This window comes from Enterococcus sp. DIV2379 (assembly GCF_050542965.1).
GTDB classification, from domain to species: domain Bacteria; phylum Bacillota; class Bacilli; order Lactobacillales; family Enterococcaceae; genus Enterococcus_D; species Enterococcus_D entomosocium.
Map to the genome: position 1 here is coordinate 3,148,315 of NZ_CP172938.1, position 18,786 is coordinate 3,167,100.

Sequence of the window (18,786 nt, forward strand, 5' to 3'; positions counted from 1 at the left end):
TATTTTGATTATTCTTTGCTCAATGTAACCGAAGTAACCGAACAAAGCAACTTTAACTCAGTCAAAAATTGCCACCCTATTTTCATTTCAAAGAAATAGCAACCCGTGACTACTTCTCTTAAGCTGCTCAAAATATAAATTGATGCACGACGAGCCTAATTTACCACATTAATGTGGTAATGAAATGTTATTTACGCCACCACATAATTTCACTAGAATACAATTAAGGAAGCGCTTCCGGAGGTGAACCAATGATTTTAAATGATCGAGAACAACTACTGTTGCAACTACTATTAGAACAAACGGAGTTTCGCCCTGCCTCTTTTTTTCAAAAGCAGTTAAATGTATCCCAGAAAACGGTTTATAACAATTTAACGACTTTAGAAAAGAAACTAAAAGATTCGGGACTAGCTATCAAAAAAGTACCAAGAAAAGGAATCTTTTTATCTGGTTCTGAATCAGCAAAACAGAATGGTTATCGATTGTTAGCAAAAAAAGAGACTAAACTCGAACTATTTTCACCTAATTATCGTAAAATCTTTATTTTCGCTAACTATCTGTTTTCAGTAAAGCCAATGCACTATCAGGAATTCTCTGAATATTTTTATATTAGTAACCAGTCAATAAAGAAAGATGTTGATGAAATCGTTGCTTTCTGTCGATTCCATCAAGTATCTACAAAAATGACTACTAGCGGACTCAAGCTAACCTCAGTTGAATCTGCTGCTCAAAACGTATTCAAATCTTTTTTAGAGAAGTATACCGACGCCAAAGCCAGTGAAAATCTTTTGGTCAACAATCTCTTTGACTCTAAGGTACTCGATTTGACGAAGAGATTTGTCTCAGATATGACCCAGACAATCGGCCACCCCGTCAACAATTATTCTATCGACTCCTTGAAGCTTTCATTGCGTATTTTTCTTTCAAGACTCCTCATAGATAAACACATTGAAAAACAAGAGCATCTAGTATTTGACGAACTGAGACGAATGAAATTCTATATGATCGCGGTTGATTTTGCTGAAATGATCCAACAGCAACTACCTGTTCAATTTAGTGATACAGATATTCAATATGTATGTTCCTTGTTATTAGCACACGGCATCGAGCCTTTTGGTCAAATGGATGAGCCTCACGAATCTACTATCACAAATTGTACGAAACAAATCATTCAAAAAATGTCACATATGTTAAACGCAGATCTGACACAAGATAAATTATTGCTGCAAACATTGTTGGCTCATATCGTTCCCATGATCCATCGATCAAAGACAGGGATTTTATTGAAAAACCCACTGATAAAAAGTATCAAAAAACAATACTCAACAATGTATACATTGACCAAATATGCAATTGGAGATTTAGAGGAGCGATTTCAAATCTTATTAACAGAAGACGAAGTTTCTTTTCTGACGATCCATTTTCAGTTAGCCTTTGAAAAGATAAAAATTACTAACCATATACTAATTGTTTGCCAATCAGGTTTTGCTACATCGGAGTTGATTTTTAACCGTATCAAACAGACGATCGCTGCTGATACCGTATTGGAGATCATTCCTTTGAGTAAACTGGCCAGTACATCTCTTGAAGCTGTTGATCTGATCATATCAACTATTCCATTGGACATTACAGCACCGCCAGTTATTTATATTTCGCCGCTTCCTACTACCGAAGAAATAGGAAGAATCTCAGCAAAGATATCTAATCTTAATGAGAATGAGAAAAATTTTTACTCAAAAAAATACCAGAAAACGACTTTATTACAAAAATATTTAGATCCTACTTTCCTTTTTGTCAAAAAAAAGTTTCGAACAAAAAAAGATGTACTGGATTTTTTAGCAGATGATTATCTGAAAAAAAAGCTTGTTACAACAAAATTTAAGCATTCTCTATTTGAACGAGAGGAACTAGGAAGCACTGGCTTAAAGACGGGAGTAGCCATTCCACATGCTGATCCACATACAGTGAAAGAAACAAAACTTGCTTTTCTCACCCTCGATGCGCCAATTACTTGGGGAGACACAAAAATCCAACTAATTGTTTTGCTTGCGATTGCTGAAGAAAACATGATCGAGGCAAAAGAGTTGATCGCTTCGATTTACGGATTGTTTAACTCAGCCGAAGAAATTCAATGGATCGTTAATAGTCAAACGCAAGAAGAACTGTATCAAAGATTGTTAAGAGGAGGAAATTGATCATGTTTTTTTATCACCAAATCGTGTTACTTGAAAAAGATTCTAAAACAAAAGAGGAAGCTTTTCGACTATTAGCAGACGAACTCATCAAAACTCATTGTGTAAATGATCAGTTCTATCAAAATATCGTACAGCGAGAAGAAACCTTTCCTACAGGTTTAAAAATTAACGGCATTGGGGTAGCGATCCCACATACGGACAGCAAATTTGTTTTACGATCCCAAGTCGCTTTTATGTCACTTGCCTCTCCCCTTTCATTTATTGAAATGGGTTCGCAAGAAAAGAAAATCGATGTATCTCTGTTGTTCATGCTTGCATTGAAGGAACCACATGAGCAATTGGGTATGCTACAAAATCTTATCTCTATGTTTCAAACACCAGGGGTTTTGGAAGCCCTATCCTCAGTAACGACTAAAGAAGCGTATCTTTCGATTATTGAAAAAAATGGACTGCAATAAAAAGGAGGAACAATTATGTTAAATGCATTACAGTGGTTCGTTGATCTAGGTTCAATCGTTGTTTTGCCTATTTTAATTTTTATTTTTGGAATAATTTTAGGAACCAAGCCTGGCAAAGCCTTTACTTCAGCCTTAACTGTTGGTGTCGGGTTTGTTGGATTGAATTTGGTGATTGACCTTCTAAGCAGCAGCTTGGGTCCTGCCGCCCAGCATATGGTTGAACGTCTAGGATTAAATTTGACAACGATTGATGTCGGATGGCCTGCCGCAGCAGCAATTTCTTACGGGACGATTTTAGGAAGTCTTGCGATTCCGATTGGTGTGGTCCTAAATGTTCTACTCATCATTTTAGGGCTGACTAAAGTATTGAATGTAGATATTTGGAATATTTGGCACGCAGCCTTCATCTCTTCTCTGATTTATGCCCTCACTGGAGACTTTGCAATGGGGATCGCGGCCACCGTCATCTATTTGATGATGATTCTTTTAATGGGAGATATTTTAGGTCCGATCATTAATAAGTTCTACGGATTTCCTAATATCACTTTTCCTCATGGTACCGCCGCACCCGGATTCATCTTTGCACTACCGATGAATTGGCTCTTTGATCGTATTCCGGGACTAAAAGATTGGAAAGCAGATCCAGAAACCATTCAGAAAAAATTTGGTGTCTTTGGTGACTCTACTGTTATGGGCTTTTTGATTGGTCTCATCATGGGAATACTTGCCGGATATGACACAGCAGGTGTCGGCCAATTAGCCGTCCAAACAGGCGCTGTGATGGTTTTGATGCCTAAAATGGTTGCTTTACTGATGGAAGGTCTAACGCCTATTTCTGAATCTGCAAATGAATTCGTCAAAAAACGGTTTCCTGGAAGAGAGCTTTACATCGGTATGGATGCAGCATTATCGGTTGGTCATCCAGCTGTCCTTTCTTCCTCATTGCTTTTAGTTCCGATCACTATTTTGTTAGCCGTAGTTCTACCTGGCAATACGACCTTGCCTTTTGGTGATTTAGCAACCATTCCCTTTCTGATTTGCTTGATGGCTGCTGTTTTTGGAGGAAACATCATTCGAACGGTAATTGCTGGAACGATTTATATGGTAAGCATTCTCTATATTACTTCGTGGGCAGCACCGCTTGTCACTACTGCTGCTCGATCCGCAAACTTTGATCTACAAGGAAACTCTATGATCACTGCTATGGCTGAAGGAGGTTTATGGACCACATTCCTTTATGTCGGCTTAACCAAAATATTAAGCTGGGGCGGTTTAGCCATAATTGGTGTCTCTGTTTTGTTTGGATTGATTTATGTAAATAAAATTCGTCCCAAGAAACAACTATCAAAATAATAGGAGGAAATGATAATGAAAAAACTATTGATTATGTGCGGCACAGGTGTTGCAACTTCAACAATTGTAACAAATAAGGTAAAAGAATGGCTGAAAGAAAAAGGGATGACTGATCAAGTGAAACTGTATCAATCCAAAGTGGCAGATGAGATGAATAAAATTGATGACTATGACATCGTGGTGAGTACAACGGTTGTTCCAGACTCAATCAAAGATCGCGTAATTATGGGGCTGCCACTCTTAACAGGGATTGGTACAGAAGAAATGTACGCGGAAATCGAAAAGAAAATCAAAGAATAAGGAGAATGCCCTATGTTGGTCACAACAAAAGAACTATTCGCACATGCAGAAAAACACAATTATGCATTACCCGCAGCAAATTTTTTCGACTTAACTAGTGCAAAAACATACGCGGAGACTGCTGAACGTTTAAACAAGCCTTTGATATTGGCCTTCGCTCAGTCCCATATGAACATGTTGACTTTAGAAGAGGCTGCCATGATTGGAAAATTTTTGGCAAAGAAAAGCACTGTACCTATCGCTTTGCACTTAGATCATGGTACCGATGAAGAGGTCATCAAAAGAGCCATTCATTTAGGTTTTACTTCCGTAATGATCGATGCTTCTGAGGAGCCATTTGAAGAAAATGTCCGTCGGTCAAAGGAGATCGCCGATTACGCTCATAAAAATGGTGTCGTTGTTGAAGCCGAAATCGGGCACGTTGGGTCGGAAAATAGTCTGGAATCAGCCGTAAATAGTCAATCTATTTACACAGAACCTTCTGAGGCTGTTGCATTTGCCAAATTAACCGGGGTTGATTCGTTGGCAGTTTCTATTGGCACCTCTCACGGACATTATCAAGGGATACCCAAAATAAATTTTGACGTTTTAAAGGAAATACACCATGCTGTCAATGTTCCTCTTGTTCTGCATGGCGGATCCTCTTCTGGCGATGAAAACCTTGAAAAATGTGCCTTAGAAGGTATCCGGAAAATAAATATTTTTACTGACTTTGTCACTGCTGCTATGAATGAAATTCACAAAAATCAACCAAATGACTATTTCGATTTACTTCATTCAGCAAGCAATGGAATGTCCAAGACACTCGAGCACTATTTTACAGTCTTTCATACCAAACCTTATCGTGAAGGAGAAAGCTAATGAAAAAAAGAACTTTAAGAACGCCATTCTTTGTCATCAATCCCAAAGCCTATCTTTATGGAAAACAAGCATTGGCATTGGCAAAAGCTGCTAATGAGTTGTCATCTTTGTATGACATCGACATTCTATTTACTGTTCAGCATGCAGACGTTTCTTTAATTAAACAGGCAACAACACATTTATTCGTCACTGTCCAACATTTAGACGGAATCGAAATTGGTCGTGGAATGGGCTATGTTTTACCCGAAGCAGTGGCAGAAGCCGGAGCTGAAGCTACCTTTTTAAACCATGCTGAACACCCCATGACATTGCAAGAACTGACTAAAGCGATTCAGCGCTCAAATGAATTGGGTCTCTTAACAATTGTCTGTGCGAATTCATTGACTGAAGCGAGAGCCGCGGCTTCCCTGAAACCGGATGTGATGGTTTGCGAGCCAACCGAACTAATTGGGACAGGACAAACCAGTGATCTTCAATACATGACGGAAACAAATCGTGTTGTTCGGGAAATTGATCCAGAAATCCTGATTTTGCAGGCTGCTGGTATATCTAGTGCGGCCGATGTTGAAAAAGCTTTGTCGTCAGGTGCTGATGGTACCGGAGGGACAAGCGGCATTGTGCAAGCAGATGATCCCGTTCAAACCCTTACAGAAATGATCAAACAAGCGGTGAAGCATAAAAAGGAGGATTAACACTGTGAAATTTTTAAAAGAGCAACTGACGTTAACTTCTAACGGGAATCGAGTGTCTTACCACAACATCACAGAAGAAGTGAAAACGATGGTTGAAAAAAGCGGAATTTCAAATGGAATCTGTCTCGTACAGTCTCCCCATACGACCTGTTCTGTTATCTTTGAAGAATACATGCATGATACAGACTTTAACGGAGATGAATTTCTTCAAGTTGATTTAAACCGAATTCTCGATAAAATTATTCCTCGTGAACTATCAGAAAATACCGATTATCGTTATCCTGGACCAAAGCATTTAGAATTTTTGATGAGTCTGGACGATCCAAACTACCCAACAGATCCAGCAACGATTTTAAACGGCGATGCCCATATTCGCTCGAGTTTTTTCGGTGCAAGCGAAAGTTTTATTTTAAGTAACGGCAAGCTAGAGATCGGCTCTGTAGGCTATATCTATTTTGTTGATTTCGATCAAAATCGTGTGCGAAATAGGACATGCCATGTAATGCTAATGGGCGAATAAGAACAGTTATCGGGTAAATCAGGAAAAATTGAGATTACTTATCACCTGCAAAAGAAAAACCATGAATCCTCTAAAAGAAGATTCATGGTTTTTCATTTCTTATGCCAGCTGCAGGATTCGAACCTGTGACCTACGCGTTACGAGTGCGTTGCTCTACCAACTGAGCTAAGCTGGCGTTGTATGGCACAAAGAAAATTATATGCAAAAACGGTTGTTTTGTAAAGAGGTCTGCTGAAAAAAATCTACTTACTGAAATTTTCCGAAAATTGTGATATAATAGAAGTATCAAGGAGGTTTTTACATGGCAACATTTGGTAAATTCGAAACAACAATTGTCCCGTCACAAGAAGGTTCAACGTTTGAGGTCGCTACTCCTGTCATGTTCACGTTCCATGGGAAGAAACAAACTGGTACCATCACAAAGCAGTTGAAAAACTCTGCGGTGGTCGAGCTGAACGAAACCCCAGAAAACCAGAAATTAGTTTCGCAAAGTAATGGTGTATTGATCATCAATTACAAACAATTAACCAAACTATAACCCGTTTAATGCAAGGAGAAAATCAGTTGATTTTCTCCTTTTTTCATTGTCTGATTTTATGAAAAGCTAAAAAAAGCCATGGATAACCGATCGAACCGTTTTGGCAGTCGATCTTCTTCCATGGCATCATTGACGAGGCAAAACTTGAAGCAGTTGCCTTTGTCTTATTTGTATTGATTTATTTTGTACCGAATAGACGGTCACCGGCATCGCCCAAACCAGGAACGATATAGCCGTGTTCATTTAGGCGTTCATCAAGATTTGCAGTGTAGATATCAACATCTGGATGGGCATCTTGCAATGCTTTCACGCCTTCTGGTGCAGCAACTAAGCAGACGAATTTCATGTTTGAAGCGCCGCGTTTTTTCAGTGCGTCGATCGCCATGATCGCTGAACCGCCCGTAGCTAACATTGGGTCAACGATAAATAATTGACGTTCATCGATATCTTCAGGTAATTTTACGAAGTATTCGTGTGGTTCTAGCGTTTCTTCATCACGGTACATCCCGATATGACCAACTTTTGCGGCTGGGATCAATTCAAGGATACCATCAACCATGCCTAGACCTGCGCGCAGGATCGGAATGATCGCTACCTTTTTACCAGATAGTGTTTTTTGTGTTGATTCTTCAATTGGTGTTTCAATCACTAGATCTTCAAGCGGCATGTCGCGAGACACTTCATACGCCATCAACATTGCGATTTCATTAACAACTTCACGGAAAACCTTTGTTCCACAGTTCTTGTCGCGGATCATTGTTAATTTGTGTTGGATCAGCGGGTGATCGATTACTTGAAATTTACCCATTTAAAAAAATCTCCTTTGGTTTTTCTCTTATTTTAAAGCAAATCGGCTCTTGTTACAACCATCTGCCACAGGCAATACTGCTTTTCCTCAAAAAAAGGATTGTGTTAGAAGGAAGGAGACAAGACGGCATGTAACACGCCTCTGCGTTCATTCTAGCCCCTTTTTCACTTTTGGTGATCAAAGAGCTGGAGCGCAGGAAAAACGCGTGAGACATCTTGTCTGACCTTAACTTCTGTCACAGTCCCATTTTATTTGTTTTTGTAAAGTGGATAGTTGTCCGTCAATTCTTTGACTTGCGCCGCTACTTCTGCCAAGACGGCTTCATCATTTGGTTTTTCTAAAACTTTGACGATCAATTTCGCCACTTCGACACAATCTTCTTCTTTAAAGCCACGACTAGTGATCGCTGGTGTCCCCACGCGAATCCCACTCGTTTTGAAAGGACTTAATGATTCGAAAGGAATCGAGTTTTTATTGACGGTGATATTGACTTGATCCAGCAATGCTTCTGCTTCTTTGCCGTTCAAATCAAAGCCACGCACATCGATCAATAATAAGTGATTGTCTGTTGCACCAGAGACCAAGCGAGCTTGTGGTGCTTGGTTGAAGACTTTCGCCATTGCTTGCGCATTGCGGATGACTTGTTCAGAGTACTCTTTGAACGACGCATCTTGTGCTTCTTTAAAAGCAACAGCTTTCGCTGCAATCACGTGCTCTAATGGGCCGCCTTGAATACCAGGGAAAACGGCACTATTGATTTTTTTCGCTAAATCTTCATCATTTGTTAAAATCAAGCCGCCTCGAGGGCCGCGTAATGTTTTATGGGTCGTAGAAGTCGTGATGTCCGCATAAGGAACTGGGTTTGGATGAAGACCAGCCGCTACTAAACCAGCGATATGCGCCATATCCACCATCAATTTTGCGCCAACTTCATCGGCGATTTCACGGAACTTCGCAAAATCGATTGTACGTGAGTAAGCACTGGCACCGGCAACGATCAGTTTCGGTTGATGCTTGCGCGCCAAAATACGAACGACATTGTAGTCAATGACTTCTGTTGCAGGATCAACACCATAACTAACAAAATTATAGGTCTTGCCGCTGAAATTCACTGGTGAGCCATGGGTCAAATGACCGCCTGCGGAAAGATCCATCCCTAATACTGTATCGCCTGTTTCGATCAACGCTAAATAAGCTGCTGTGTTGGCTTGAGAACCAGAATGCGGTTGAACATTGGCATATGCCGCACCGAAAATACTTTTCGCCCGTTCAATTGCTAAGTTTTCTACCACATCAACAAATTCACAGCCGCCATAATAACGACGACCTGGATAACCTTCAGCGTATTTATTTGTCAAAATACTACCTTGCGCAGCCATTACACCTTCTGAAACGATATTTTCAGACGCAATCAATTCCAAATTGTTTTGTTGACGATTCGTTTCTTTTTCGATCGCTTGCCACAATTCAGGATCAAACGTTTGATAATCCATGCTTACAACACCCCTTTACCTTAATGGTAGCATTGTATCACATTTCTTCATAAGCTACCTATAATGAATTCTGGTTTTTTGCTAATTTTCTTGAAAGAAACTTTGATTTGCAGCTTTTTTCAACCGATTCATATAAGCAGCCCCTAAGCCGCTTTCTGGAAACGTGGGTGCAAATAAGACATCTAGCTCAGCAATCGATTCATCTAACGCTCGTAAACCTGCAAACAGCCCTTTTGTCGCGGCTTCCACACTGTCATCAAAAAATAAATAAATGGCCGCCGCTTCAAAGCGGACTTGCTCGGCGATCGTCGGTCCAGCTAAAACACCTACCTTAAGCTGCTGTTCTTTTGCCCAAGCCATGGCTGCCGACCAATCTTGGTCATTGACCATCATGACGTTGGTATTCGGTGCATAGTGCTTGTATTTCATGCCCGGCGCTTTGGGTGCTTCACTTTCTGTTACTAAATGCTGATCGACGAGGACTTTTGTTTGTAAAACTGCTTCAAGCTGTTCTTTAGAGATCGCACCAGGGCGTAAGATGATCGGCGGCGCCGTTGGGTCACTCAAATCTAAGACCGTTGATTCGACACCGATCTGTGTCACGCCATCATCCAAGATGCCAGCGATTTTGCCTGCCAGATCATGCTGAACATGCGCAGCTGATGTTGGGCTTGGTTTACCAGATGTATTCGCGCTAGGACCAACCAATGGCTGTTGGGCTTGTTTGATCAACGCTAACGTCTTGGTGTTGTTGGGCATCCGAAAAGCCGCTGTGGATAAGCCGCCAGTAACGATACTAGGTAAACTGTCTTTTTTGATCGAAAAGATCAAGGTTAAGGGCCCAGGCCAGAAAGTTTCCATCAATTTATCAGCGAAGGGATGCTTGTTATCCACAAACGGTTCCAACTGCTCTGGCTCGGCAATATGAACGATCAAAGGGTTGTCACTAGGTCGTCCTTTGACTTGATATACTTGCGCAACAGCATTGGGCAAAAGCGCGCTAGCCCCTAGTCCATAGACGGTTTCCGTCGGGAACGCCACTAATCCCCCCTCAGCTAAAATAGCTGCTGCTTCGTTTAACTGTGATTGATCAAAAATTTTTGTTTCCACAATTTATCCACATCCTTTTTTGAGAAGTTTCCACACTTATCAACATTTTCTTGTTTCTTTTCCACATTTTGTGGATAAGTCGTTTGTCAAGTGTGGATAACCCTGTTTATAACTCTGTTTATTTAGAAGTCGTTCATTTCATAAGGTTTTTGCACTTTTTCTGTAGCAAAAAAAATTTATTTATCCACATCTTGTGGATGACTGACAAACACCATCCGATCTTGACCCGCAAGATCTTTTACTACGGTAACTTCTTTGTTGGGAAAAGCGGCTGCAAAAAGCTGTTGAACAGCTTGTCCTTGCTGGAAGCCGATTTCCAGCGCCATTTGCCCACTTGGTGCCAAACACTTCGGTGCTTGCTGTGCTAATTGCTTATAGATCGCCAATCCTTGTTCTTGAGCAAAAAGCGCCATTTTAGGCTCTTTTTCCCGTACGCTGATATCCATCAGCGGCCACTCTTCAGCGCTGATATACGGCGGGTTGGAAACGATCAGATCCCATTGCTGATCTGCCACAGGCTCCAAGGTATCTCCTTGGAAAAAGCGGATCTCCGCACCTAAAGCTGTCGCATTTTCTTTAGCAACAGCTAACGCCTCTGCTGAAAGATCCACGGCACTTACCGACCACTGGGGACGTGCCAATTTTAAGGCAATGGCGATCGCTCCTGTACCCGTGCCAATGTCAACGACTCGTAGCGGCTGATCTGCTGGTAGTTTTGCCAGACAGTTTTCCACCAGCTCTTCGGTTTCTGGACGCGGGATCAAGGTTGCAGGGGTCACTTTTAAGCGATGACCATAAAATTCTTCATACCCCAATAAATATTGCGGGGGTTCATGCTGTAGCAACTGTTCAAGATCTGCTGCGATCTGTGCCTCATCTTCCCTTAGGATGGGTTGGTCCATCTGCAGCAGCCAATCGAGTTGCTGCCAGTTTTTTCGCTGTAAAAACAGGTATTGGATCGCATACCCGTCCAGTCCTTTCGTTTCTAAAAAAGAAGAAGCCCGTGAAAGGACTTCTCGATAGGTTTTAGCCATTTTGCATCTCATCTAATTTTGATGTTTGATCGTAAACGATCAGTGCATCAACAATTTCATCGAGTTTTCCAGCTAAAATTTGATCCAATTTTTGAATAGTCAACCCGATACGGTGATCTGTTACGCGGTTTTGCGGGAAGTTATAGGTCCGGATCCGTTCAGAACGATCGCCGGTACCCACTGCTGATTTACGGTTTGCATCGTATTCGCTTTGTGCTTCTTGCTGCATTTGGTCATAGACCCGTGCCCGCAAGACTTTCATCGCTTTCTCACGGTTTTTCAGCTGTGAACGCTCATCTTGCATCGCAACAGCGATCCCTGTTGGCAAGTGAGTCAAACGAACAGCAGAAGCTGTTTTGTTAACGTGCTGACCACCGGCACCAGAGGCATGGTAAATATCGGTACGAATATCTTTGTCTGCGATATCGATTTCGACTTCTTCTGCTTCAGGCATAACCACGACCGTTGCCGTAGACGTATGGATTCGGCCTTGTGATTCGGTAGACGGTACCCTTTGCACTCGGTGGGCGCCGCTCTCATATTTCAATTTTGAAAAGACGTTGTCGCCAGTGATCATCATGATGACTTCTTTGTAGCCGCCGATCCCAGTGACGTTGGCATCCATGACTTCGACTTTCCAGCCTTGGTTTTCCGCATATTTTTGATACATATTGAAAAGATCGCCAGCAAATAAGGCTGCTTCGTCGCCGCCTGCTGCACCACGGATCTCCATGATGATGTTTTTGTCATCATTCGGGTCTTTTGGCAACAACAAAATCTTGATGCGTTCTTCTAAAACGTCTTTTTCTTTTTTCAAGTCAGAGAGTTCTTCTTTGGCCATCTCAGCCATTTCTGCATCTAGGTTTTCCCCAAGCATTTCTTCAGTGTCCTTGATTCCTTCAACGACTTCTTTGTAACGGCGGTAGACTTCCACCGTTTCCCGTGTATTGGCTTCTTCTTTTGAAAGCTGCATGAAGCGTTTGGTGTCAGAGATCACGGCTGGATCACTTAGTAATTCGCCTAATTCTTCGTAACGGTCTTCGATTGCTTGTAACTGATCGTACATTGATTATTCTCCTTCTTTTTTCATTCCCGGGTGAAAGTAATGCTTGCGGCAAACTGGATAATACGCTTCATTGCCGCCGATTTGTACTTGATCGCCCTCGTAAACGGGTTTTCTGTCGATATAGTGCAAGTTCATGGTTGCTTTTTTATGACAGAACCAGCAGATGGTTTTCATCTCTTCGATTTTATCTGCGTAAAGCAGCAAGTATTTTGAGCCTTCAAATAATTCATTGCGGAAATCATTTTTCAAGCCAAAGGCCATTACAGGAATACCTAACTCATCCACGATTTTGGTGAAAGCCAGCACGTGATGCTTCTTTAGGAACTGTGCTTCGTCGATCAAAATACAATAAGGTTTATAACCGAGGTCTTTGATCAAATGAAATAGATCCGTTTCATCAAAAATCGGGATCGCGTCTCGCTCTAAGCCGATGCGACTCGAAACATTTCCCACGCCGCTTCTCGTGTCCAATCCACTTGTCATGATCACGACTGGTTTGTCTTGTTCTTCATAGTTGTGAGCAACTTTCAGTATCTCGATCGTTTTCCCACTATTCATTGCGCCATATTTAAAAAAAAGCTGTGCCATCTCGCCCATCCTTCCTCATACTCCTTTGGTATTATACTTGAAAAAGGAGAATTTTTACAGACTTAAATTCGACACACGCCGCCTTTTACGCAAGAGTTTTACGAAAAGTTAACGGATTTTTTGCTGCCGGTACTTCTTAATCATTTCTGGCTTTTCTGGCCACTTCTGCCAATACTTGACAAGCCAGTGGATATTCTGGATTTTCATTCCCATTGATATCCGTTGCAATGATCACAAAACCGAGCTGCTGGTAGAGCTTGATTGCTGCGTGGCTCCACGTTTGCGTATGAAGATACATCGGCTCGTTGGCTGCCTCTAAGACAGAAACGACTTGCGTGACCAAGCCGCGAGCGATCCCTTGACGTTGAGCTTGCGGCATTACTGCTACCCAATGGACTAGCGGAACCGGTGTACCGTCTTGCTTGGCTTTTTTCCAAGCGGTAGCCGTGCCGACCGGTGTACCTGTTTGATCAAGGGCAAAAAACATTCGCTGTCCTAGCTGTGCTTGCTCGGGCATAAATTCTTTTTCAAAATACGCCAATGCCTCTTCCTCATTGTCAAACTCTCCGACGGATGTTTCGATCCGTGCCCAGTGCCTTTCGTCTCCTGCTTGGTAGCTGCGTAGCGAATAGTTATCGGATTGAATGGGCTGGATCGGTGTGCTTTTGTGTGCTCGCTTCATCCAGATTTCTGCATATGGAATTGATTTATCTAACATTGTTTGTGCCTCTCTTTCCTTGGTTTCGTCCTTGTTCAACGGTTTCTTTGGGATTCAATCACGTAATTTCTTTACTAGAAAAATTTCTGTTAGCTGATTTTGCGTATGGGCGATTCTCCCGATTTCTTCATAGCCCACTCGCTGATAAAAATCTGGTGCTTGGAAATCAAAAGTCGCCGTCTGGCAATTTTCACAGCCAAATGCTTTCAACTGCTGTTCAAGATCCGTAAGAATCTGCTTGCCATACCCTTTTCCCCGCTCGGATGCTTTGACCCACAGGGTGTCAAGATAGCCGATATGATACATTGAGGCGTAGGCAATACCGCCAGCAATCACCACACCCTCTTTTTTGATTACACTGCTAAAGTTCTGATAGGTCTCTGTTTGTGTAAATGGTTTTTGATGCTTTGTGTATGCTGTTAATGCTGCTTCTAACGCAGCCAATTCTTGGTCTGTTCCTTGTTCAATGATTCGCGCCATATTCAATCACTCCTTCTTGTTTCTTGATAATCTGCGATGATCTGATCGACCGTTTCTGCTATCGTTAGGCCTTCTTTGATCAGTCTTTCCTCTGAAGATCCTTTTGGGAAAAGCAAGTCTCGCTCAAGCCACCATTTACGCATCGCCTCCTCGGAAAAATAGTCTCGCTGCATTCGGGTCTGATGTCTTTTGACCGTTTCCTCGAAAGAAAGATCAAAATAATAAACTAGCTTTTTTTGGGGAAAGAGTTTCATTAGAAAGTCGAGAAAGTCTTGGTATTTTTCACGAGAATAAATCCCCTCAACAAGTATCATCGGCACTTTCCCCTTCGCATATAGGACAGCTTCTTTCATCAAACCGCTGGCTAAATTATTAGAGGTATCTTTGACACAAAAAATTTCTCGCCGAAAAACATCTTGTGAAATCAGCACTGCCTCTTCCCCAAAAACGTGCTGAACAGCTTTGGCAATAGTGGTTTTTCCGCTGCCAGAATTCCCCCGTAGTAAAATTAACATGCTTTCCATGGGCGGTTCCTTTCTTCGTTAGTAAGTTATCTAAGCATATCTCTTGTTTTTCTCTACTAGAAGCATACCATAGAAGCAAAGGAGGAATACCTATGAAAGATACGGCAATTTTTGCTGGTGGTTGTTTTTGGTGCATGGTGAAGCCTTTTGATTCACAGCCAGGCATCCTCAAAGTGGTTTCGGGCTTTACTGGCGGCCATGTCCCTAACCCAACCTACCAACAAGTAACGACAGGTACCACCGGTCACACCGAAGCAGTTGAAATCACCTTTGATCCTGAAGTCATCTCTTATGAAGAATTAGTTGCCATCTATTGGCAGCAGACAGACCCCACGGATGCGTTTGGTCAGTTTGCCGACCGTGGTGATTCCTATCGTCCAGTGATTTTTTACAATAGTGAAGAACAAAAAGCGATTGCGGAAAAATCAAAGGCGCAGTTGCAAGCTAGCGGCCGCTTTGACCGTCCGATCGTAACGAAGATCGAACCAGCAGAACCTTTTTATCCTGCAGAAGATTATCATCAAGATTTTTACAAAAAAAATGCAGCCCATTACAATGCTTATAGCGAAGGCTCCGGTCGAGCCGGCTTTATTCGCCAAAACTGGGCTTAACATTTTGGGGAACGTTCCTTACAATTCATCACTAACAGCCGATCTGCCTCGTCAGCAGATCGGCTGTTTTCTGTTTTTTCCCAAAAAGGAAATTGACAGTCAGGGCATTTTCGCGCTACACTGATTAGAAAATTCTGACGATTATAAAGGAGTGTTTGTTTGATGTTAGCTAATGAAGTCCGTCCAGGTCCAAACCGTTATATTACGGGCGATGGGGTCTTAACTGATTTGCCGGAGTATTTACGAGAGTTCCAAGAGGTAGCAGTAATTACTGGGGAGCAGTCATTCGATGTGTTTTCGAACTATTACCCTCATTCATTTGACTACCCGATCTACCGCTACGATGGATCATCGAGTTATGAAAATGCGCAAACCTTAGCTGAAGCGATCCAGCAAGCAGATGCCGTGGTGGCAATCGGCGGCGGCAAGGTCGCTGATACAGCAAAAATCACCGCTCAAACCCTTGGCGCAGAGCTGATCGTGATCCCTACATTGGTTTCCAACTGTGCGCCCTTTACCCCGGTGATCGTCGCCTATTACCCCGATCATACGATTTGTAAAATCGACTATGCCAAAAAAGGTGCCTACATGACGATCGTCGACACCCGTTTTTTACTAGCCACACCTGTTGATTACTTTATCGCAGGGATCGCTGATACCTTAGCCAAATATTATGAAATGGAAGCCATCGTCCGCAACATGGCAGAAGACGACAAGACTGCCTTAGTACGGCTAGGTTTCCAAAGCGCTCTTTTGATCAAAAACTTGCTGATTGCCGATGCGATCCAAGCTGTCAAAGACCTAGAAGCTGGGCAGCTGACACCCGCCTTTGCCCGCATCACCGACGCGATCATTGCTTTGGCAGGCGAAGTTGGCGGTTTTGCAGTAGAGTTTGGCCGCACGTCCGGTGCGCATGCGCTGCATGACGGCTTGTCTTATTTGAATGAGACCCATAGTGTCTTGCACGGCAATAAAGTCGCCTACTGCATTTGGGTCCAGCTTGCCTATACCAATGATTTTGATGTGATTGAAGAATTACGGCCGTTTTACGAAGCTTTGCACTTGCCGATGAAGCTGAAGGATCTCCACGTGACACGCCTTGATCGTGATTACTTCGCCTCGGTTCTGACCTATGCTGTCAAGGAAGAAGAAACCTTTATTTTGATCGATCCTGCGATCACACCCGAAAAAGTCTATCAGGCGATCGAAGCAGTAGAGGCGCTGTAAACCGTACAAATTGCTAAACAACTTTATATCAATAAAAAACTGTTTCCCTAATGCATTTCGGAAACAGTTTTTTTATTTGATCAAACTGACACGCAGTAGCGATCCTGGCTGCGCATGTTCTTAGCGGGCAACAGCAACTGACGCATTGCCCATCACTGCACGGCTTCACCCAGCAACCCGTTTTCTAAGCAGTATTGATAAATACCTTCCTCGGCTACGTGACCAATCACTTCGTCAGCGATCGCTTTTAACTCATCCGAAGCATTGGCCATTGCTAGACCCCAACCAACTGCCTCCAGCATCTCAATGTCATTGTTGCCATCCCCAAAGGCAATGGCTTCGGATTTATCCAAGCCATAGTAAGCCAGCATTTTGGCAATGCCGCTTCCTTTCCCGCTGCTGGCTGGAATAATATCGACTGCCCGATCCCACCAGGCGGTGATTTTCGCCTCTGTAGTATTTGCCATCACTTTGGCGTAGTCTTCTTTCCCTGAACCTAACATCACTTGGAAAATGTCTTGCTGTTGGATCAACTCTTCAAAATCTTCTGCCACGATCACTTCTTGATGAGCAAAGGAAAAATACTCAACTAAATCAGCATCTTTGCCATTGGCAACGGTACGATCCTTCGTTGCGATTGCTACTGGACGCTTGAGCGCCGTCGCATTTTCTATGATTTGCTGAACATCTTTTTTAGGAATGGGGTTTTGGTGGATCCCCTCGGCTTGATTAAAACAATACGATCCGTTAAAGGTCAAAAACGCATCGAAGGTCACGCCTTCAAATTGCGGCAACGCGATGGGACTTCTGCCAGTCGCAATGCACAACAGGATCCCTTGCTTCTTCAAGGCTTTTAATGTGGCTAACATTCTTTTAGAGATTTGCTTTTTGCTCATGTCGATCAGTGTGCCATCAACATCAAAAAAAATAATTTTCACGTTCTTCATGATCTTCCCCATTTCCGTCTCGATTTTCAAAAAAATTGATGCGCTTTTCTCTCTATTGTTCCGTGCGGATCGTCGCTGTTATCTTTTATTTCTTTTATCTTCTCATAAATTGCCAGCGTTTTCTTCTGAAATCGTGAAAATTGATCGGAATACTTACCTATTTTTAAGAATCTTAAAGAACGCCTAGACCATCGGGAACAGCTGATCCAATGTGACTAATACTCCATCCTCATCATTTGAGGGACAGACGGCGGTGGCAACGGCTTTGACGTTTTCTGGCGCATTGTCCATCGCATAGCCTCTCTGGCAATAGGCTAACATTTCCAAATCATTGCCGCCATCGCCAAAAGCGACACATTGCTCAGGAGTGATCCCCCATCGCTCTACCAAGCGTGCCAATCCTGATGCTTTGTGGCAGTTAGGCACGATCAGATCCACGGAACCATGCCCACTGCCTGTTGGCACTAGCAAACCAGCTAGTTCTTTTTGAAATAGTTCCGAATAATAGGCCGTTTTTTCGACAGGAACGGTTGGGGCAAATTTCAGGATCGTGTCCTCTACTTGGGCAAAGTCATCGACCCATTGCAATTTGTGGTAATACTTATTTGTTAATTCAAAAAAAGCATCACTGACCGTTCCCCGTTCACAATAAGCACTATTGAGCCCACACATTACATTTTTAACTTCGGGGTATTTTTTACATAAATCTAAGGTTGCGAAAACCGTTTCTCGGGGAATGTCCGCTGCAAAAAGCACTGTTTCTTTGTCTTTGACAAGTGCTCCGTTTTCTGCAACAAAACTCAGCTCGTGATCATAGCCGGGAAATTGAGCCCGCAACTGGTAATACTGATTGCCGCTGGCAACGACAAACTGACAGCCGACTGCTTTCATGCGGGCCAACATGGCCTTGAAGCGGGGAACATCATACGTATAATCCGTGCGCATAAAGGTTCCATCCATATCGACAGCTACTAACTTGATATCATAAGGGTTGGCATTCATCTACTTCTCTCCATTCTGGCTTTCTTTATTAAAGAAAGCGTTTTTCTCACATTATTATTTTAACATGTATATACAACTTCCGCATCCTTTTTCTTGCTAAAAAATCGATTGAAGGGATAGTGCCTCTCAAAAAAGAGACTACTGCTTTACACCATTCAATCGTGCCTACCTTTTCAAAAATCCTTACAATGATTGAAGATCATTCAAAGGCAGACCATCGCTGCCAAACACAAGGATTGATTGGCGGCTCCTTTGCCCGAA

At 42.5% G+C, this 18,786-nt stretch carries 21 protein-coding genes and 1 tRNA gene; 10 read left to right on the forward strand and 12 right to left on the reverse strand.

Annotation, left to right across the window (positions count from 1 at the left end; translation table 11 throughout):
- Nucleotides 1-251: 251 nt before the first annotated feature.
- The 7 genes from IGI92_RS14395 to IGI92_RS14425 are packed head-to-tail and all read left to right on the forward strand — an operon-like array spanning nucleotide 252 to nucleotide 6,379.
- On the forward strand, nucleotides 252-2,195 hold the full coding sequence (locus IGI92_RS14395) for a BglG family transcription antiterminator (protein WP_008379374.1): 1,944 nt from the start codon (nucleotides 252-254) through the stop codon (nucleotides 2,193-2,195).
- 2 nt (nucleotides 2,196-2,197) lie between these two features.
- A complete protein-coding gene (locus IGI92_RS14400) occupies nucleotides 2,198-2,653 on the forward strand; it encodes a PTS sugar transporter subunit IIA (protein WP_301387773.1) in 456 nt (151 codons plus the stop codon).
- Between the two features lie 15 nt (nucleotides 2,654-2,668).
- Entirely contained in the window at nucleotides 2,669-4,006 is a 1,338-nt protein-coding gene (locus tag IGI92_RS14405; RefSeq protein ID WP_005233598.1) for a PTS galactitol transporter subunit IIC, read from the forward strand.
- A gap of 15 nt (nucleotides 4,007-4,021) precedes the next feature.
- The gene (locus IGI92_RS14410) at nucleotides 4,022-4,306 is read left to right on the forward strand and encodes a PTS sugar transporter subunit IIB (protein ID WP_008379369.1); all 285 of its coding nucleotides are present in this window, start codon (nucleotides 4,022-4,024) and stop codon (nucleotides 4,304-4,306) included.
- A 12-nt stretch (nucleotides 4,307-4,318) separates the two neighbouring features.
- Nucleotides 4,319-5,167: a class II fructose-bisphosphate aldolase gene (locus tag IGI92_RS14415; RefSeq protein WP_194199200.1), complete on the forward strand. Its 849-nt coding sequence runs from the start codon at nucleotides 4,319-4,321 to the stop codon at nucleotides 5,165-5,167.
- Entirely contained in the window at nucleotides 5,167-5,859 is a 693-nt protein-coding gene (locus tag IGI92_RS14420; RefSeq protein WP_301387769.1) for a triose-phosphate isomerase, read from the forward strand. Before IGI92_RS14415 ends, IGI92_RS14420 begins: the two co-directional genes overlap by 1 nt.
- Nucleotides 5,860-5,863: 4 nt before the next feature.
- Nucleotides 5,864-6,379 (forward strand): YjbQ family protein, encoded by a 516-nt coding sequence (locus IGI92_RS14425; protein ID WP_005227898.1) that lies wholly within the window; start codon nucleotides 5,864-5,866, stop codon nucleotides 6,377-6,379.
- A 102-nt stretch (nucleotides 6,380-6,481) separates the two neighbouring features.
- Here the strand turns inward: IGI92_RS14425 and IGI92_RS14430 are convergent.
- A tRNA-Thr gene (locus tag IGI92_RS14430) sits at nucleotides 6,482-6,554 on the reverse strand.
- Nucleotides 6,555-6,680: 126 nt separating this feature from the next.
- Here IGI92_RS14430 and IGI92_RS14435 point away from each other — a divergent pair.
- Complete coding sequence (locus IGI92_RS14435) at nucleotides 6,681-6,917, forward strand: hypothetical protein (protein WP_005227896.1); 237 nt, start codon at nucleotides 6,681-6,683, stop codon at nucleotides 6,915-6,917.
- A 178-nt stretch (nucleotides 6,918-7,095) separates the two neighbouring features.
- Here the strand turns inward: IGI92_RS14435 and upp are convergent, their stop codons facing one another.
- From upp to IGI92_RS14480, 9 genes are all read right to left on the reverse strand, one after another.
- Entirely contained in the window at nucleotides 7,096-7,725 is a 630-nt protein-coding gene (upp, locus tag IGI92_RS14440; RefSeq protein WP_005227894.1) for a uracil phosphoribosyltransferase, read from the reverse strand.
- 248 nt (nucleotides 7,726-7,973) lie between these two features.
- Nucleotides 7,974-9,218, reverse strand: a complete 1,245-nt coding sequence (gene glyA / locus IGI92_RS14445; RefSeq protein WP_008379359.1) for a serine hydroxymethyltransferase — start codon at nucleotides 9,216-9,218, stop codon at nucleotides 7,974-7,976.
- Between the two features lie 81 nt (nucleotides 9,219-9,299).
- Complete coding sequence (locus tag IGI92_RS14450) at nucleotides 9,300-10,328, reverse strand: L-threonylcarbamoyladenylate synthase (RefSeq protein ID WP_301388091.1); 1,029 nt, start codon at nucleotides 10,326-10,328, stop codon at nucleotides 9,300-9,302.
- A 176-nt stretch (nucleotides 10,329-10,504) separates the two neighbouring features.
- Nucleotides 10,505-11,362 carry a peptide chain release factor N(5)-glutamine methyltransferase gene (prmC, locus tag IGI92_RS14455; RefSeq protein WP_005233577.1) on the reverse strand — a complete coding sequence of 286 codons (858 nt, stop codon included), beginning with the start codon at nucleotides 11,360-11,362 and terminating at the stop codon, nucleotides 10,505-10,507.
- Complete coding sequence (gene prfA / locus IGI92_RS14460; protein ID WP_005227884.1) at nucleotides 11,355-12,428, reverse strand: peptide chain release factor 1; 1,074 nt, start codon at nucleotides 12,426-12,428, stop codon at nucleotides 11,355-11,357. The genes prmC and prfA overlap by 8 nt, the downstream gene beginning before the upstream one ends.
- A gap of 3 nt (nucleotides 12,429-12,431) precedes the next feature.
- Nucleotides 12,432-13,016: a thymidine kinase gene (locus IGI92_RS14465; protein WP_301388094.1), complete on the reverse strand. Its 585-nt coding sequence runs from the start codon at nucleotides 13,014-13,016 to the stop codon at nucleotides 12,432-12,434.
- Nucleotides 13,017-13,152: 136 nt separating this feature from the next.
- Nucleotides 13,153-13,734 (reverse strand): GNAT family N-acetyltransferase, encoded by a 582-nt coding sequence (locus tag IGI92_RS14470; RefSeq protein ID WP_008379353.1) that lies wholly within the window; start codon nucleotides 13,732-13,734, stop codon nucleotides 13,153-13,155.
- Between the two features lie 54 nt (nucleotides 13,735-13,788).
- A complete protein-coding gene (locus tag IGI92_RS14475; protein ID WP_244732491.1) occupies nucleotides 13,789-14,214 on the reverse strand; it encodes a GNAT family N-acetyltransferase in 426 nt (141 codons plus the stop codon).
- A gap of 2 nt (nucleotides 14,215-14,216) precedes the next feature.
- Nucleotides 14,217-14,738: an AAA family ATPase gene (locus IGI92_RS14480; RefSeq protein WP_244732492.1), complete on the reverse strand. Its 522-nt coding sequence runs from the start codon at nucleotides 14,736-14,738 to the stop codon at nucleotides 14,217-14,219.
- Nucleotides 14,739-14,830: 92 nt separating this feature from the next.
- Here IGI92_RS14480 and msrA point away from each other — a divergent pair, with 92 nt between their 5' ends.
- Complete coding sequence (gene msrA / locus IGI92_RS14485) at nucleotides 14,831-15,349, forward strand: peptide-methionine (S)-S-oxide reductase MsrA (protein ID WP_016609916.1); 519 nt, start codon at nucleotides 14,831-14,833, stop codon at nucleotides 15,347-15,349.
- Nucleotides 15,350-15,511: 162 nt separating this feature from the next.
- Entirely contained in the window at nucleotides 15,512-16,576 is a 1,065-nt protein-coding gene (locus IGI92_RS14490; protein ID WP_005233563.1) for an iron-containing alcohol dehydrogenase family protein, read from the forward strand.
- A 152-nt stretch (nucleotides 16,577-16,728) separates the two neighbouring features.
- On the opposite strand, the gene IGI92_RS14495 is transcribed toward IGI92_RS14490, so the two are convergent.
- Nucleotides 16,729-17,523 carry an HAD family hydrolase gene (locus tag IGI92_RS14495; protein ID WP_369076018.1) on the reverse strand — a complete coding sequence of 265 codons (795 nt, stop codon included), beginning with the start codon at nucleotides 17,521-17,523 and terminating at the stop codon, nucleotides 16,729-16,731.
- Between the two features lie 183 nt (nucleotides 17,524-17,706).
- Nucleotides 17,707-18,525: a Cof-type HAD-IIB family hydrolase gene (locus IGI92_RS14500; RefSeq protein ID WP_301388101.1), complete on the reverse strand. Its 819-nt coding sequence runs from the start codon at nucleotides 18,523-18,525 to the stop codon at nucleotides 17,707-17,709.
- Between the last annotated feature and the right edge of the window lie 261 nt (nucleotides 18,526-18,786).